Source organism: Thermoactinomyces intermedius (assembly GCF_013912365.1).
Taxonomy (GTDB): Bacteria; Bacillota; Bacilli; order Thermoactinomycetales; family Thermoactinomycetaceae; genus Thermoactinomyces; species Thermoactinomyces intermedius.
On sequence record NZ_JACETT010000028.1, the window covers coordinates 1 to 14,478 of the forward strand.

A 14,478-nucleotide genomic window follows, 5' to 3' on the forward strand; every position below is an offset into this window, starting at 1 on the left:
TTAGGTGAATAGGGGATAGAAGAGTACCCCAACAAAATAAGACAAAAAGGAAAAGGTGATGTTTAATGAGCATTTTTGTTAGGCAAGGTAAAGAAGCACTTCAAGAAGAGCAAAAAACAGACCGCAAAGAAATTTTGAAGTATTTAAAATCCGGCGACTCAATTAAGGTTGCCGTTCTTGGTTTGGATTTCGGTGAGTATTTGCAACATGGAGACTATTATTTAAGTTCGAATTTCGGAGTTTACTCCATGCCGTGCTTAAAACATTCTGGTCAAGAAGACCTTTTTGATAAAGCAATTCCGCTTATGTATGAGGATTCCGAGAACCTTAAAGCTCAAGGTAAAGAGGATGAAGCCGAAGCCATGCGACGCCTCGCCAATGGCTTGCGTGCTAAGAAACGTATGATGTTTGGCTTCGTAGACTTGTCTACAGGAAATCAAATTGTTGTAGACCTGTCTCGGACACAAGGAGAGGCAATTGCAAATACCATTCTTGATTATGAGGAAGATTTGGAAAATATCCCATTCGTCCTCTCTAAAAAAGGTACTGGAACCAGCACGACAGTAACATTACAGCCGATTATCAATTTGAATAAGGGTTTGAATGATACCGAACGTAATAACTTTGAACAAGCAAAAGGAACTAAGTTTAATCACGAACTATTCGAAAAGGTGTTCTTCACTAAATCACGAGAACAGCAAATTCAAGACTTAATGAAAATTGGGTTTGATGTTACACGAATTGGTGAAAAACCTCTTGATAATGATGAATCTATTGAAGACAGTAAAGATAATAAATCCGTTGAACTTAGTGACGATGATTTGCCTTTCTAAATCTGATATGAATATTTAGGTTTGGACGGTTCACCAACGGCTAAGGACGGAACAGGTAGCCGTCGCCTTCGGTGGAGATGCGGGAGTTACCACCCCGCTAGCCGTAGGTGAGCCTCTAAACCTTTTTAAGCCGCCTAATGCGGCGAGCAGTACAGGAACCACTTGTTCTTGTGTTGCTCAGCGCATTATGCGCTACGCCTACGTATCTGTAACATCGACCGTTTTGGTCGATTATTAGGATGCGTAGTCGTCATTAACTCTGGGCGACGGGGAAAACCAAGTAGGCTACTTTCCACGGTTTGTAAAGATACTGCCGAAAGGTGGGCACGTCCCGATAAGGGCATAGGGAGTAAGAAACCGTGGCGTGCCCTATGCCCGATGCCCTCCCCAAACATAACCGGGTTATTGAGGTAGGAAAGGTTCCCTACGCGCAGGCAAAACATGATGTCGCATGTGTAGCTCCTGACTGTACGGTTGGGTGTGATGAGATATGCGACATCTAATTAGTGCCTGTTACCAGAGATGCCGGACACGCCGACCGGTCAATAACCCGGAAATTAAAGAAAGGGGACGTTAAAAATGAGTGAGACAAACAGCGTTTACCGCCCCACAAAAAAAGGACTAAAACAGGCAAGGGAAAGGCTGAAAAAACGGCAAGAAGAATATAAACAGTATGTTTGTTCTTTAAGTTCGGAAGAGCTGCAGAAATCATCGGAAGAAAAACTAAAGGAAATAGCGGAGTTTTTAGCGAGCAATAGCGCTTCAATGGTAGAAGCTGTAGAGCCGGAATTAAAACCGTTATATGCATTCGTTGACGAAACCGGCGAGTATTACCGGGGCGAATCGTGGAATAACGTTAATATCCGTATTTGGTATACAGTCGAAGAAGCAAACAGATATGTAAAAAAGTATAGGTCGAAAGATAAACCGCCTTTAACGCTGGTAAAATTAAACCCTACCAAACGGTAGGGCGCTTTTATAGGTACTTATTTACCGGCGGGTATATAGACATTGGCTTTGCGTTGGAAAACGGATGGATTCTCAGTCTTCATCTTGATTATAACTATGATTTTAATTCCTCTGGGCAATACCCATTTGATTACAGCGACGAAGATATTAAATGGGGAATTCGAACCGCTACTGATTATCACTTTTCCATGGAGGAATACGAAGCGTGGAGAAATGAGGTTAAGGCGTCTAAATCGAACAGTTCCGCCACGGCGAATTGGAGGAGATGGTCTGGGTAACCAGCATTTACAAACCTATAAAGGACGGATTAAGGTGGGCACGTAAACACTAGATATATTGCAGTGCCTGCGGCGGATGAAGTTCCGAAGTCTGAATAAATTTTCTGAGGGAGTGGTTACATGAATTTACCATCGAATGTTGAATTCATGAGGGTTAATCCAGATGGTTCCTGTGAGGTCAAGTTTAGCAAGAAGCCTAATTTCATGTATATTTCGTTTGACCGGAAAGACAACGGAAACCACCTATTGGAACTTGTGTATTTAAATGGCGATTGGGTTCGTCATTGGCAATCCATCGAATTGGAATCGTATGCAACCGAGGTTCCGAGTGTAAAAATAGAGTTTAACCCTATCAATTCAAACTCTTGAGGGAGGCGTTGGGGATGGGTAACATTCATGCAGAGGTAAAGCGTGAAGTCGCTTATCGATTAGAGTTCAATAAACGGTTTGCGAATAAGCTGTATGACGAACTTCATGAATAATATACTGAATGCCCGGCAATAGATGAGCTGTATTATCTTCTTGCTAGGCTTTTGAACGAGGATGAGACTAGTATCTACTAATGGGATAGCTGATTAGCTATCCCTTTTTTTTTTCGTATTGAAAAAAGTTTTTTCGTGAATGTCTAATCTTATCCCCCACTCACCCACTACGTTAGGTGAATAGGGATAAGGAGGTTTTGTTGAATGGAAATTAAATTGAAATTCCATCCCGAAAAGCTGAACCAAGGAATGAAAGAGAGAGTGGAGAAGGTGCGGAAAGATGTTGAAACAGCAAATATGCCACCTCTTGAACAACTTAAGTATTTGCGAGACTCGGTTAAGTTGAACGAGAAAGAGGAAGAATTGTTCCGGTTAGTTGAGGAGGAGTTGGAAGCTGGAAGCCTCAAGTTAGAAGGCAAACTGACAAAGTCCCAAATTCTCCGGGTTGGACAGGGAATTGAAGAAAGAAGAGAGGAGAAGATGCGGATTCGAAGGGCACGTCAAGTTATCGAAACTAAACCGAAAAATTTTTATATTCTGACGGATGATAGCCAACTTCTGAAATTCCTAAAAAGACTTCGTACTGAGTGTACCTTGCAACGTAAAAAATGGGCAGGCAAATGGGACGATTTGGGCGTGAAAAGTCTAATTGCATGGGACTATGAGTCAACCGGGGTTGATAGTTTTATTGACCTAACAATTGGCGTTTCGTGTTGGCTTCCGCTATTGGATGAGGGTTATTATCTTCCTTATGGCCATATCGACGGAGTTAATGAAGTAAACGGTATGAAAATCCCGGCTGAGCTTCAACACCGGAAAGACGCCAAGCAATTAACCCGCTCAAAGGTAATTGAAGCATTAAAGCCATATATGGAAGCTGAGACGGAGGGAAAATCCTTTCATATGGGTTCTGCCCGGTTTGACTTGAATATCACAAAGAATGATGGATATACCATCCGGGGAGCGGTTTTTGATACGCACGATGCAATGTACATTTTGAATGAGCATGAATCATCATACGGATTAAAGCCACTCGTCCAAAAGTACGGCAAATTCTTTGGAATTGAAGGTGACGTCTTTACGTTTGAGGATTTATTCTCTAACTCGTCCCCTGCTCCGTTTAACATTGAGCTTGTGGGAATATACGCCATTAAAGACGTCTTATACGGGTGGAAACTCACAGAGTGGCAAATTGAAATGATGCAGAAAACTGACAACCTGTGGAAATGTTATTCCACGGTTGACAGTAAGTTACCGGAAACTGACGCTTTCCTGTTCCAGACTGGTTTTGAGATTGACTTGAATAAAATGAAACAACTTGAAGAAAAGTTTGAAGCCGAGTTGGAACAAGCAAAGAAAGATTTAATTGATTCCTTTAATATTGATGATTCCTGGCTTTATAAAATGAACATGAGTATCCAAGGCGATAAGATTCAAGATTGGATGAAGAAGCAAAAAGCAAAGGTGAAAAAGCTCAAGGAACGGATTGAGAAACAGAAGCAAATTATTAAGGAGTGCGAGGAGCAAGGGAAAACCAATTTGAAGAAGTACAAAACAGCACAACAAGCATTACAGAAGGCAAAGCAAGAGTTGTCGCAAGTCGAAGAAATCAAACCACAAAACTGTCCTTTTTACTTCCACGAGTTTGTCTTAACAAACAATCGGCACATCCAATATCTAATCTATGAACACTTGAATATTGTGGATATCACGCCTAAATATAAACCGGGAAAAGAAAAAGCAGTTTCCAAAGACGTTTTGGAGGCTTATTTCGAGGATTACCCGGAGCTTGAGCCTTTGCGAAAGGTTTCGGAACTTGAAAAACTTCTTGGAACTTACGTGAAGAAAATTCCAAAAGCCCTTGACCCGGACGGCAAGTTGAGAGCTAGGTTTGATTCATGCGGAACCGCAACAGGTAGGTATTCGTCTTATGCCTATCGTGCACGGGATGTTGCTGTTCTTGACGATATTAAAAAATTGTAGGTGGTGTGTCTAGTGGACAATGAGCCGAAAGATATAGACCTTAAGCATGCCGTAATGGTGGAAAAAGATTACGACGATGGTACTTTTAATATTTACGTAAGACAAGGCGAGTCAATGTATATTGAGTACTTTTGTAGTACTGATTGTGAGCGGAAAATGCTTAGGCTTGTTGAGTTGTTAAAAAAGGAAAGAGGGGAGTTTTATCATGATTAATGTTAACGATAATAACTATCTTGACGTTGTCCGTTTCTTGGTTAAAGATAACCGCATGAAACAACGCGGAACCAATCTCCAAAATATTCCGTCAAAAGGCAACGGTGAAAAAGTTCGCCGTTGCTTCGTCCCGTCGAAAGGCTGGGTGTTTGTGGGCGCGGATTTGTCCCAGATTGAACCTAGAATCCAAAGCCATATTATGTATACTCGGTATGGTGACAATTCTTTAAGAAGCATCTTCGTGGAAGGTGTAGACCTTTACACGACAATGGCAATGCGGACATTTAATCTTGATGAGAAATATTGTGTCGACAAGGCTTACGACCCTACAAACTCATTCCAACCAAGGAAGCTGATGAAACAAGGCGTGCTTGCCGTTTCTTACCAACAAACACCTAAGGCGTTTGCTAAAACAATGAATGTTTCCGAGCAAGTGGCGGAAGACTTCTTCAAGAACTTTGAAGAATCTTTCCCGTCTTTCTCCACCATGGTTAAGGACACTATTGATTTTATGAGAAAGAATGGGTTCACGGAAACACTTTACGGAAGAAAACGTCGTTTCCCGAAATATCAATATTACCAAAGACAAATCAGACAAAATGAGCCGAAGTTACGGGAGCTTTACCAGAAACGAAAGAAACTTCTCTCAATCGAAAGACCGACACCTCTTCAACAAGAGCAGTTTAAGAAAATTCAGGAACAAATACGGGAGTTAAGGAAGCCACAGGCACTTGCGGCTAAAAATGAACGGGAAGCATTCAATGCGGTTATTCAGGGAACGGGTAGTGATATACTGAAGCAAAACGGGGCTAGGATGTATAAAGTTTGCCTTGAGAAAGGCTGGAGAATGAATGCATCAATTCATGACGAGTTAATTATTTCAATGCCTGAGAAGGACGTTACACCTGAGAATATTCAGCTAGTTAACGATATTATGACAAAAACGGTTAAACTTTCTGTTCCACTCAAGTCTGACACCGTAATCATGACCGAGTGGATGGAAGAGGTTTCGCCAGAAGAATGGTTCAGCCGGGGGTAAAAATACCTCCGTTTTTTATTTTTGCATGTCTACTTTCATACCCTACAGTCCCCTATACGTTAGATGAAAAGAGTTAGAAAGGGGAGGTATACATGTTTCTAAAGACTTCGGAAGAACTGAAAAAAGAGTTGCAGGAACGAAAATTTGAGGAAAGAGGAAACCAGTTGGTAAGTGACTTTATTTCGATGCTCGACACGTGGTTTTCATTACCTAATAAAACTGACTCCAACTTGGAGGCTTATTATTTTCAAACAAAAGCTGAAATTGCTTTATATCCGACTGATACAGATTTCAAAAAGAAATACTTTACGCCATCATCCGCTAACTCTTGTCCTAGGGAGTTATATTGCAAGCTAAAAGGCATGAAGCGAGACACGACAGAAAACCTCCCATATCGGGGCAGATGGCAACGGATGGGGACGCTGTTTGGTGAAATGGTGCAGAAAGAACTTTTGTATATTCATAAGCACTACAAACAAGCTACTGGAGAAAATCCCCCATTTGTGCCGCATTATGTGGAATTACAGTTAGGGGAGGAAGTTAAAAAATACCCGGCATGGGAGGACTTCGTAAAGCGTTCTAAGACAATTGTTTGGAACGGCGTGGAAGTTAATCTGATGGGAATGCCTGACGGAATCTTGAAATATAAAGATGGAAGTATTGTCGGGCTTGAAATCAAGTCTAAACAAACTTCTTACTCAAGAACATCGCATTTTTCGATGAAAAGCCCGTCTGAAAGCCACGTACTTCAGCTTGTTGGCTATTCACTTCTTTACGGTATTGATGAGTTTATTATTTTATATGGAAACCTGTCTAAGAAGGATTGGCTTATGAGTCACGAAGAGTACGACAAGTACCCGGATATTCGGGCTTTTTATGTGCGAGTGACTGAGGAAGACAGAGAGCAACTTCTTGACCGTTTTAGTGCGATAGTCAAAGCGGTTAAAGAGGGCAACCCTCCTAAGCTCGACATTGATAAGTGGGTATTCAACAACTATAAGCATGCTTGCATTATCTCTCTCACTGATGGCGAAGTTAAAGAGATTAGGGATATGTACGAGGAAACGATGTTTGGACTAAGTAAATCTTCTAAGGTTTCTAGGGGCTTGAAAACCAAACTCGAAACCTTGCGGGATATTCTAAAGCACATCGACGAGGTTAAGGGAGGTGGGTTGCCATGGGAAAGCTAACGGTTTTAGGGTTGGATATATCACTTTCTAGCCCTGGCTTTGCCGTGCTGGAAGTGAAGGATAAGAAAGTTAAGTTATTGGAGTGCGGAAGCATTAAAGCCAACAATAAGCACTCCCAAATACAGAAGATGCGTAGAATTGTCTCGCATTTAGAAAGCCTAACATATGACTATGATGTCGATGTAAAAGTAAGAGAAAACAGCTTCGTCCGCCATAATCGGACAACGAAGATATTAGAGCGGACAGTTGGGGCTGTGCTGTTCACTCTGGGGGAAATGGAAGAAATTCCGCCAACAACAGTTAAAAAGCTATGTACTGGTGACGGAAAGGCTTCAAAGGAAGATGTTCAAGAATCAGTTAAGAAATGGCTAAGCCTTCCGTCTGATTATAAATTTCAAACTGATGATGAATCTGATGCCTGTGCTGTGGCATTGGCTTATTTGATTCAAAATAAATATCTGTAAGGGGTTGATTATATGAGCAAACAATTACTGACTAAAGATTTCTTAGCAAAATATCCTGATTTCCCTAGGCATATGGACGAATTAGGAAAGTTTGTTTATTACCGCACATATTCAAGATGGATTCCTGAGTTAAAAAGACGGGAAACTTGGAAAGAAACAGTTACAAGAGCAGTTGAGTATAATTGTTCTCTTGTTGATGCAGTCACGAAGGAAGAAGCTGAGAAGCTATTTGACAACATCTTTAACCTTCGTCAATTTCTGAGCGGGAGAACTTTGTGGATTGGGGGAACCGAAGCCGCTAAGAAATTCCCAATGGCAAATTTTAATTGTTCTTTTGTTGTTGTTGACGATTTTGAAGCTATTGACGATATATTTTATTTGTTGATGCTTGGTACCGGTACAGGCTTTAGAATCTTGAAAAGTGACGTTGATAAACTGCCCCGTGTGCGTACACATTTACCGACAGAATTCAAACCATACAACCCGACACCAAAACATAAACGGGCTGAACACACGTCTTTGGCATTTGAAGGGGATAAAGCAATTATCAAGGTTGGCGACTCAAAAGAGGGATGGGTGCAGTCTCTATCTTTCTATCTGCGTCTGTTCTGGGACAAAAAATATAGAAATGTACAAAGCGTGTTAATTGATTTTGACGACGTTAGACCGAAAGGTGAGAGGTTGGAGACGTTCGGTGGTACTGCCTCAGGGCATGAATCCCTGAAAAACATGTTTGAGAAGATTCATGACGTCTTGACAACAGACCGATTTGCCCCTAAACCAGTTAACGGAAAGCTTCGTCCGATTCATATTTTAGATATCTGTAATATCATCGGGGAAAATGTTGTAGTTGGAGGAGTAAGAAGAACGGCAGAAAATGCACTGCTAGATGCTGATGATGAAGAAACGATTTTAGCGAAGAAAGATATTCACCTGTACCCAGATAAATACCATAGATTCCTGTCTAACAACAGTATTTATTACACTTCAAAGCCGAGTTGGGAGAAAATAAAATGGCAATTTGATGTCTTAAAGGAAGAAGGGGAGCCTTGCTTCTTAAATGCTGAGGCGGCTCAAAAAAGACGCCCGAATTTCAACGGAGTTAATCCTTGCTTTGAAATCTTACTGGATTCCCGTGGTTTGTGTAACTTGACAACGGTTAATGTACTGGCATTTGTCAAAGATGGGAAATTGGATATGAGAGGACTCTTAGAGGCTCAGCGTTTATCCGCAAGGGCAAGTTACCGCATGACCAATGTCACATTGGAACTTCATAAATGGGATGAAATCCAAAAGCGTGACCGTTTGCTGGGTTGTAGTTTAACTGGTTGGAAAGATGCTATGGAAGCTTTAGGTTATGATTCTAAGAAAGAGGCAGAATTGCTGAGAAAATTAAAAGAAGTTGCAAGAAAGTCAGCCGACGAGTATGCAGATTCACTCGGACTTAACCGTCCATTGCTTGTAACAACTGTTAAACCTGAGGGAACGTTGTCGCAACTGTGCGGCGGAGTAAGTAGTGGATTACATCACACGCACGCTCCGCACTATATCCGACGCATTAGAATTAACGCCCATGACCCACTCTTAAAAACTGTTGAAGAGCTTGGCTGGGCTACTCATAACGAAGTTGGGCAAGGAGAGTTTGTAAATGGTCGTTATGTTCCGGTGACAACTAAGGTAATTGACTTCCCTGTCAAATCACCTGTAAGCCGGACTAAATATGACGTAACTGCTATTGAGCAATTGGAAACCTATTATAGATTCCAAGAAAACTATACTGAGCACAATAGTAGCAATACTATCTCAATTAAAGATGGCGAATGGGAAGATGTGGTTAAAAACGTTTGGGAGTTTTGGGACGACATGGTGGCTGTGTCGTTCTTGAAATTGGATAACCACGTTTACGAATTAGCACCGTATGAGACAGTAGACAAGAAGCAATATCAAGAACTTAAGTCTAAGATGAAGCCATTTGACCCCGAACTATTACAAAAATATGAAAACGGGGACGATTTTGATTTGGGTAATGAAGGCTGTGAAGGCGGTGCGTGCCCAATTAGATAATACAACATACCTCTCCCTGCCAAGTTCGGTGGGGAGATTTTTTTTTTTTTTTTATATTTTTTCAATCCCAATGTCCAATCTAGCACTTCTTTTGCCCACTACGTTAGGTGAATAGGGGATAGAAGAGGCTCCCCAAAGACAGAAAATCTAGAAAGATAAGGAGAGATTGCAATGGGTATTAACGAGGCATACGAACGTTATGTAATGGGTGAAATTGACGAAGAAGAATACTTAGATATGGTTTATGGCGGTCAAATCAACTTAACGAGAAATGAAAAGATTTTCCGACAAAGCAAGGTTGAGGAGGTAGTGGAAAGATGAGTACTGTCCGTGATTTTTTGGAATGGATTGACGAAGTTGAAGAAATATATACCTCTAGAAGGTTTAAATATAAAGCGTTTGTTGTTAGAGACGTTGTTTATGAGTATATTTACCGATTTGGCGATACTTCAACGGTTGAAGAATTTTCAAGCTGGGTTAGCTATGAAGCCTCATCAACTGACAACTATGCTTTCATTGAAGACTTGGCGTTAGTTGAGGAGTTTTTATATCAATATCAATTTGGGGTGATGGGTTATGAAGAAAGATGTTAAGGTTCTTAAAGTTAAGAAAATGCATCCAACAGCAATAATTCCGAAGTATCAAACTGAAGGAGCCGCCGGGCTTGACCTTCATGCTTGCCTTAGGGAACCCGTTATCATTGAGCCCGGCGGACGCAAGTTAATTAGTACTGGAGTTGCTATTCAATTGCCAGAAGGATATGAGGCGCAAATTAGACCTCGTTCCGGTTTGGCGTTAAAGCACGGAATCACAATCGCCAATTCACCGGGCACTGTGGATTGTGACTATAGGGGAGAGGTTGGCGTGATTTTGGTTAATTTCAGTGATATCCCTTTTAAAGTTAACCATGGTGACCGCATCGCCCAAATGGTCATTGCCAAGTATACTACAGTGAATTTTGAAGAAGTTGACGAACTTGATGAAACCGAAAGAGGAGGCGATGCCTTTGGGAGCACAGGAATCAATTGCCGGAATTTATCTAATAAAGAATAACATTACTAATAAAATTTATGTCGGTAGTTCAGCGAATATAGAACGAAGATGGAAGGAACATAAAAAAAGTTTAAATGCTGGAACCCACCACAGCCCGCATTTACAAGCCTCTTGGGACAAATATGGAAAAGAGGCTTTTTCCTTTTCGATTATTGAAGTTGTTGACGATGTTAACAACCTTATAGATAGGGAACAGTTCTGGCTTGATGAATTAAAGCCTTATAAAGAAGATATTGGCTATAACATTCTTCCCAATGCCTACTCAAGACGAGGTGTCCCTTTGTCGGAAGAAGCAAAGCAAAAAATGATTGAAACCAAACTTTCCAAACGGATTACTGTTACTTGTGTAAATTGTGGTCGTACTGAGAGAGTGCCCAAATCAAGAGCAAAATATTATACCACTTGTTCTGTGGAATGTCTTGCTGAGTTAAATAGGCGGAGGTACAGCAATAGTGTTGAGATTGAATGTCCTATTTGTCATTCGGTATTTAAAGTTAAACCAAGCCAGTTGAAGAAAAGAAAGTGCTGTAGCAGAGCGTGTTCTGCAAAATACCGCAAGCAAAAATTCACTGGCAAATCTAATCCCAACTACAGGCATGGGAAGTATGTAAAAGCTGTTGGACAAACTAAAGAAGTTGACGATTTCGACGAAGGTTTTGACCGAGGCGGTGGCTTCGGTAGTACCGGAAAGTAAACACGACGACAAGAGAATTTGAACAAAAGAGCCTGCATCACTGCGGGTTCTTTTTTATCGCAAAAAATCAGAGAGAAAGGGAGAGGCAAAATGGCACAAAAAACTTACGGATTCCAAGCACAATTGAAGGTCGGAGAGTTGGGAGAGGAAACATTGGATGCGTTCTTTGCTGAAAAGGGATATGAAATTAAAAATGTGACAATGAAGGAGCAAAGACGAGGTATTGACCGTATCTTCGTGAAAGACGGAAAAGAAGTGAATGTTGAATATAAAACGGATGCTTTAACTGCACGAACCGGTAATGTTTTTATTGAAACTGTATCATCAAATAAATCTGGTGCTCCTGGTTGGGCAGTTAAGACGCAGGCTGATTATGTTGTTTACTATGTTCCGGGTTATAAACAAGCATTGCTTTTAAAGCCGGAGTATTTACGTTCAAAGATTCCGTATTGGTTGTTCGAGTATCGTCAACGTCCGGTTAGGAACAAAGGATATATGACATTTGGAATTCCCGTTCCGTGGGAGGTGCTGAAAAAAGATTGTCAAGTTTTAAATATTGATGTCTCTGTTGACGAAGTTGACTCTGTCAACGAGGAGGCGGCAGTAGGTGAGAATTAAAGATATGTCGGTTGAGTTGTGTGATGTTAGCGAGGTACGAGATTTCATCACAAAATGGCACTATTCAGGCGGCATTAACGGCGTGCGTAGTCGATACTGTTTCAAATTGCTGTACGACGGGGAAATAATCGGAGCCGCCATCTTCGGTGGCGTTGCTATGGCTAACGTGTGGAAAAAGTACGTGAGTCGTGAAGAGGATTTGTTAGAATTACGACGTCTATGCTGTATTGATGACACGCCGAAGAATACGGAAAGTTACTTTATAGGTCAATGTTTGAGGTGGCTGTTGAATAACACGGAGGTAAAAAAGGTCATTAGTTATGCGGATATGGATTATGGTCATAGTGGGATTATATACCGGGCAACAAACTTTGAATATTTAGGAAAAACGAGTACGGGAAGGGTTATTTTATATCAAGGAAAGAGATATCACGATAAAGCGATTAGAACAAAATACAAAGGTAAATTAAAACCATTTGCTCAACGGTTGCGGGAAGCCTTAGAACGTGGCGATGCTACCTATACCAGAACAAAGGGTAAGCATCGCTATTTGTATGACCTTGAGGCAAGGAGAAAGAAGAAAGGAAAGGGTGATGGATATGAACGTTAAATTAATTGCCCACACCCAGCTAGCTATGGACTTTATGGGTAAATTAAATGATACAACAGCTGAGGGATACTTGAGTGAAAAAATGACAGACGGCCAAGCGGTAGCACTCACCGCCATCCGGACTTGTTACAGCCACTTACTGCCTAGTGACATTTTGAATTCCGAGTATGAAAAGTACTTTGAGAAGCAGGCAACCGACGGGAAAGGCGGAACGGAAGCGGACAGACTTATCCGACATATCATAAACTCCGGACATCTTAGCACGATGGAACATCTTTCCTTTACATTTGCTATCGAGGGTGTAAGCCGTTCTCTGCTAGCTCAACTTACACGGCATAGAATTGGCTTTAGTTATTCTGTCCAGTCTCAACGGTTCACAAAATTTGGTTCGAATGACCGTTCTGGCGGTGCTGGGTATGTTATTCCACATACGATTGAAGACAACCCAGAGGCGTTATCTATCTATAGTAACTTCACTGAAGAAATGCAAAGAGCTTATGATAATCTGCGAAAATTGGGCATCCCTGCAGAAGATGCCCGCTATGTACTGAGTAATGGCGTTACCTGTAACTTGGTTATGACCGCTAATTTAAGAGCGCTTTTGGACTTTTACAGCAAAAGGAACGAAAACACACATGCTCAATGGGAAATTAAGCAGCTTGCTGAACAATTACGGGAGGAAGTAACGAAAGTTGAAAATTGGTTAGAACCGTTTTTCGAGAAAATAAAAGGAGGTAAATAATTGTGTGCCTGCGATTAAAACGCCTTCAATCTGGAAAAGACCAATAAACCTTCTGACTATCAAAAGCGGTTGTTTCAGAATGATTTTTGACAAGCTAAAAACAAAGTAGGAACAAGGCATGTACCACATTCGGTACGTGCCTTTTTTGTTCTTAGAAAAAATTTTTTTCTTGAATGTCCACTTAGGGTACTCACTCGCCCACTACGTTAGATGAAAAGAATTAAAGGAGGAGACTGCATGGAAATGAGAATCGCACTAACCGGAAAAGCTGGTGCTGGAAAAGATAGCGTAGCTGATTTGTTAGTAGAAAATTGCGGATTTGAAAGACTAGCGTTTGCAGATGCATTGAAGGAGTTTGACCGTCAGATTTTCGGAGAGAGCAAGGTCAAAAATCGCCGGAGACTCCAAGAACTAGGTCAATTATGCCGCAAATTTGATGAGGAGGTTTGGATTAAGCACCTTGATAAGAAGCTGGAACAAGCGGGAGAAAGAGTGGTTATTACAGACCTTCGACAGATGAACGAGTATGAGTTTTGTAAGCGAAAAGGATTCGTCATCGTCAAAGTGCATGCGGACGATGATGTGAGACTGGAAAGGCTAAAAGCTAGAGGCGACAACTTCCAACCTGAGGATTTACGTCACGAGACCGAGTTGGCGGTGGACGATATACCATATGACCAACTCATCGACAATAACGGAGATTATGAAGCGTTAGTTGTGCAAGTACTGATGCTTATTAATTCTTACGCAAACAAATTAAACTCTTGGAGACTTCCTTGACTTAAGTATAGTAAAAAGACATCCAACAACTCGGATGTCTTCTTACCCTTTAATGTTTTCCAAGTCAGGAGCGGCAAAGCCTCTTTCTTGGAAGCAATACCAATCACCATCTTTCCCGACATATTCATAATGGATGGGAGCGTTAGAAATATCGATTTTGAATCGGTCAATGAATTTCCGTGCACTGATGAAGCGGAACTTCCCAAAGGTTATCGGATTCTTGCCGGGAATCTTAACAATTTCAGGCTTAGCAAAACAAATCCGATGGTTAACACTGTCATAACCAAGATAAACCTTGAAAGGTGCGACAGTATCTTTGATTCCGAAGAACTCCTGAGCCTGTTTGCTCAAGTACAAACGGCGGGAAGAATCGAGTGTTACGATAATGTCTGACGTTTTTCTAATATCATCATCGGAATAAACTTCAATTGGCATAAGATTTCCTCCTAATTAAATTTTCTAAATC

General features: G+C 41.2%; 17 protein-coding genes. 16 read left to right on the forward strand and 1 reads right to left on the reverse strand.

The window, feature by feature from the left end:
• Positions 1-65 precede the first annotated feature (65 nt).
• The 16 genes from H1R82_RS07120 to H1R82_RS07195 all read left to right on the forward strand — a co-directional run bounded on the left by H1R82_RS07120 (position 66) and on the right by H1R82_RS07195 (position 14,012).
• Positions 66-833, forward strand: coding sequence for a hypothetical protein (locus H1R82_RS07120; RefSeq protein ID WP_181729197.1), 768 nt, complete (start codon positions 66-68; stop codon positions 831-833).
• Positions 834-1,412: 579 nt separating this feature from the next.
• Positions 1,413-1,802, forward strand: a complete 390-nt coding sequence (locus tag H1R82_RS07125; protein ID WP_181729196.1) for a hypothetical protein — start codon at positions 1,413-1,415, stop codon at positions 1,800-1,802.
• Between the two features lie 964 nt (positions 1,803-2,766).
• Complete coding sequence (locus H1R82_RS07130; RefSeq protein ID WP_232333819.1) at positions 2,767-4,545, forward strand: bifunctional 3'-5' exonuclease/DNA polymerase family protein; 1,779 nt, start codon at positions 2,767-2,769, stop codon at positions 4,543-4,545.
• A 12-nt stretch (positions 4,546-4,557) separates the two neighbouring features.
• On the forward strand, positions 4,558-4,758 hold the full coding sequence (locus H1R82_RS07135) for a hypothetical protein (protein ID WP_181729195.1): 201 nt from the start codon (positions 4,558-4,560) through the stop codon (positions 4,756-4,758).
• On the forward strand, positions 4,751-5,797 hold the full coding sequence (locus H1R82_RS07140; RefSeq protein WP_181729194.1) for a DNA polymerase: 1,047 nt from the start codon (positions 4,751-4,753) through the stop codon (positions 5,795-5,797). Before H1R82_RS07135 ends, H1R82_RS07140 begins: the two co-directional genes overlap by 8 nt.
• Positions 5,798-5,889: 92 nt before the next feature.
• Positions 5,890-6,987: a hypothetical protein gene (locus H1R82_RS07145; RefSeq protein ID WP_181729193.1), complete on the forward strand. Its 1,098-nt coding sequence runs from the start codon at positions 5,890-5,892 to the stop codon at positions 6,985-6,987.
• On the forward strand, positions 6,975-7,451 hold the full coding sequence (locus tag H1R82_RS07150; RefSeq protein ID WP_181729192.1) for a crossover junction endodeoxyribonuclease RuvC: 477 nt from the start codon (positions 6,975-6,977) through the stop codon (positions 7,449-7,451). The genes H1R82_RS07145 and H1R82_RS07150 overlap by 13 nt, the downstream gene beginning before the upstream one ends.
• Before the next feature lie 12 nt (positions 7,452-7,463).
• Positions 7,464-9,515 carry a ribonucleoside-triphosphate reductase, adenosylcobalamin-dependent gene (nrdJ, locus tag H1R82_RS07155; protein ID WP_181729191.1) on the forward strand — a complete coding sequence of 684 codons (2,052 nt, stop codon included), beginning with the start codon at positions 7,464-7,466 and terminating at the stop codon, positions 9,513-9,515.
• 171 nt (positions 9,516-9,686) lie between these two features.
• A complete protein-coding gene (locus H1R82_RS07160) occupies positions 9,687-9,836 on the forward strand; it encodes a hypothetical protein (protein ID WP_181729190.1) in 150 nt (49 codons plus the stop codon).
• Positions 9,833-10,108, forward strand: a complete 276-nt coding sequence (locus H1R82_RS07165) for a hypothetical protein (RefSeq protein ID WP_181729189.1) — start codon at positions 9,833-9,835, stop codon at positions 10,106-10,108. The genes H1R82_RS07160 and H1R82_RS07165 overlap by 4 nt, the downstream gene beginning before the upstream one ends.
• Positions 10,092-10,568 (forward strand): dUTP diphosphatase, encoded by a 477-nt coding sequence (gene dut, locus H1R82_RS07170; protein ID WP_181729188.1) that lies wholly within the window; start codon positions 10,092-10,094, stop codon positions 10,566-10,568. Before H1R82_RS07165 ends, dut begins: the two co-directional genes overlap by 17 nt.
• Positions 10,522-11,262 (forward strand): GIY-YIG nuclease family protein, encoded by a 741-nt coding sequence (locus tag H1R82_RS07175; protein ID WP_181729187.1) that lies wholly within the window; start codon positions 10,522-10,524, stop codon positions 11,260-11,262. The genes dut and H1R82_RS07175 overlap by 47 nt, the downstream gene beginning before the upstream one ends.
• A 90-nt stretch (positions 11,263-11,352) precedes the next feature.
• Positions 11,353-11,880 carry a hypothetical protein gene (locus H1R82_RS07180; protein WP_181729186.1) on the forward strand — a complete coding sequence of 176 codons (528 nt, stop codon included), beginning with the start codon at positions 11,353-11,355 and terminating at the stop codon, positions 11,878-11,880.
• The gene (locus H1R82_RS07185) at positions 11,870-12,490 is read left to right on the forward strand and encodes a Mom family adenine methylcarbamoylation protein (RefSeq protein ID WP_181729185.1); all 621 of its coding nucleotides are present in this window, start codon (positions 11,870-11,872) and stop codon (positions 12,488-12,490) included. The genes H1R82_RS07180 and H1R82_RS07185 overlap by 11 nt, the downstream gene beginning before the upstream one ends.
• Positions 12,480-13,232, forward strand: a complete 753-nt coding sequence (thyX, locus tag H1R82_RS07190; protein WP_181729184.1) for an FAD-dependent thymidylate synthase — start codon at positions 12,480-12,482, stop codon at positions 13,230-13,232. Before H1R82_RS07185 ends, thyX begins: the two co-directional genes overlap by 11 nt.
• 237 nt (positions 13,233-13,469) lie before the next feature.
• Positions 13,470-14,012, forward strand: coding sequence for an AAA family ATPase (locus tag H1R82_RS07195; protein WP_181729183.1), 543 nt, complete (start codon positions 13,470-13,472; stop codon positions 14,010-14,012).
• A 42-nt stretch (positions 14,013-14,054) separates the two neighbouring features.
• Here the strand turns inward: H1R82_RS07195 and H1R82_RS07200 are convergent, their stop codons facing one another.
• Positions 14,055-14,447: a hypothetical protein gene (locus tag H1R82_RS07200; RefSeq protein ID WP_181729182.1), complete on the reverse strand. Its 393-nt coding sequence runs from the start codon at positions 14,445-14,447 to the stop codon at positions 14,055-14,057.
• Positions 14,448-14,478: the final 31 nt, after the last annotated feature.

Coding starts and splice junctions, on each gene's coding strand:
- H1R82_RS07120 (WP_181729197.1), top strand. CDS start 66: ATGAGCATTTTTGTTAGGCAAGGTAAAGAAGCACTTCAAGAAGAGCAA.
- H1R82_RS07125 (WP_181729196.1), top strand. CDS start 1,413: ATGAGTGAGACAAACAGCGTTTACCGCCCCACAAAAAAAGGACTAAAA.
- H1R82_RS07130 (WP_232333819.1), top strand. CDS start 2,767: ATGGAAATTAAATTGAAATTCCATCCCGAAAAGCTGAACCAAGGAATG.
- H1R82_RS07140 (WP_181729194.1), top strand. CDS start 4,751: ATGATTAATGTTAACGATAATAACTATCTTGACGTTGTCCGTTTCTTG.
- H1R82_RS07145 (WP_181729193.1), top strand. CDS start 5,890: ATGTTTCTAAAGACTTCGGAAGAACTGAAAAAAGAGTTGCAGGAACGA.
- H1R82_RS07150 (WP_181729192.1), top strand. CDS start 6,975: ATGGGAAAGCTAACGGTTTTAGGGTTGGATATATCACTTTCTAGCCCT.
- nrdJ (WP_181729191.1), top strand. CDS start 7,464: ATGAGCAAACAATTACTGACTAAAGATTTCTTAGCAAAATATCCTGAT.
- H1R82_RS07160 (WP_181729190.1), top strand. CDS start 9,687: ATGGGTATTAACGAGGCATACGAACGTTATGTAATGGGTGAAATTGAC.
- H1R82_RS07165 (WP_181729189.1), top strand. CDS start 9,833: ATGAGTACTGTCCGTGATTTTTTGGAATGGATTGACGAAGTTGAAGAA.
- dut (WP_181729188.1), top strand. CDS start 10,092: ATGAAGAAAGATGTTAAGGTTCTTAAAGTTAAGAAAATGCATCCAACA.
- H1R82_RS07180 (WP_181729186.1), top strand. CDS start 11,353: ATGGCACAAAAAACTTACGGATTCCAAGCACAATTGAAGGTCGGAGAG.
- thyX (WP_181729184.1), top strand. CDS start 12,480: ATGAACGTTAAATTAATTGCCCACACCCAGCTAGCTATGGACTTTATG.
- H1R82_RS07195 (WP_181729183.1), top strand. CDS start 13,470: ATGGAAATGAGAATCGCACTAACCGGAAAAGCTGGTGCTGGAAAAGAT.
- H1R82_RS07200 (WP_181729182.1), bottom strand. CDS start 14,447: ATGCCAATTGAAGTTTATTCCGATGATGATATTAGAAAAACGTCAGAC.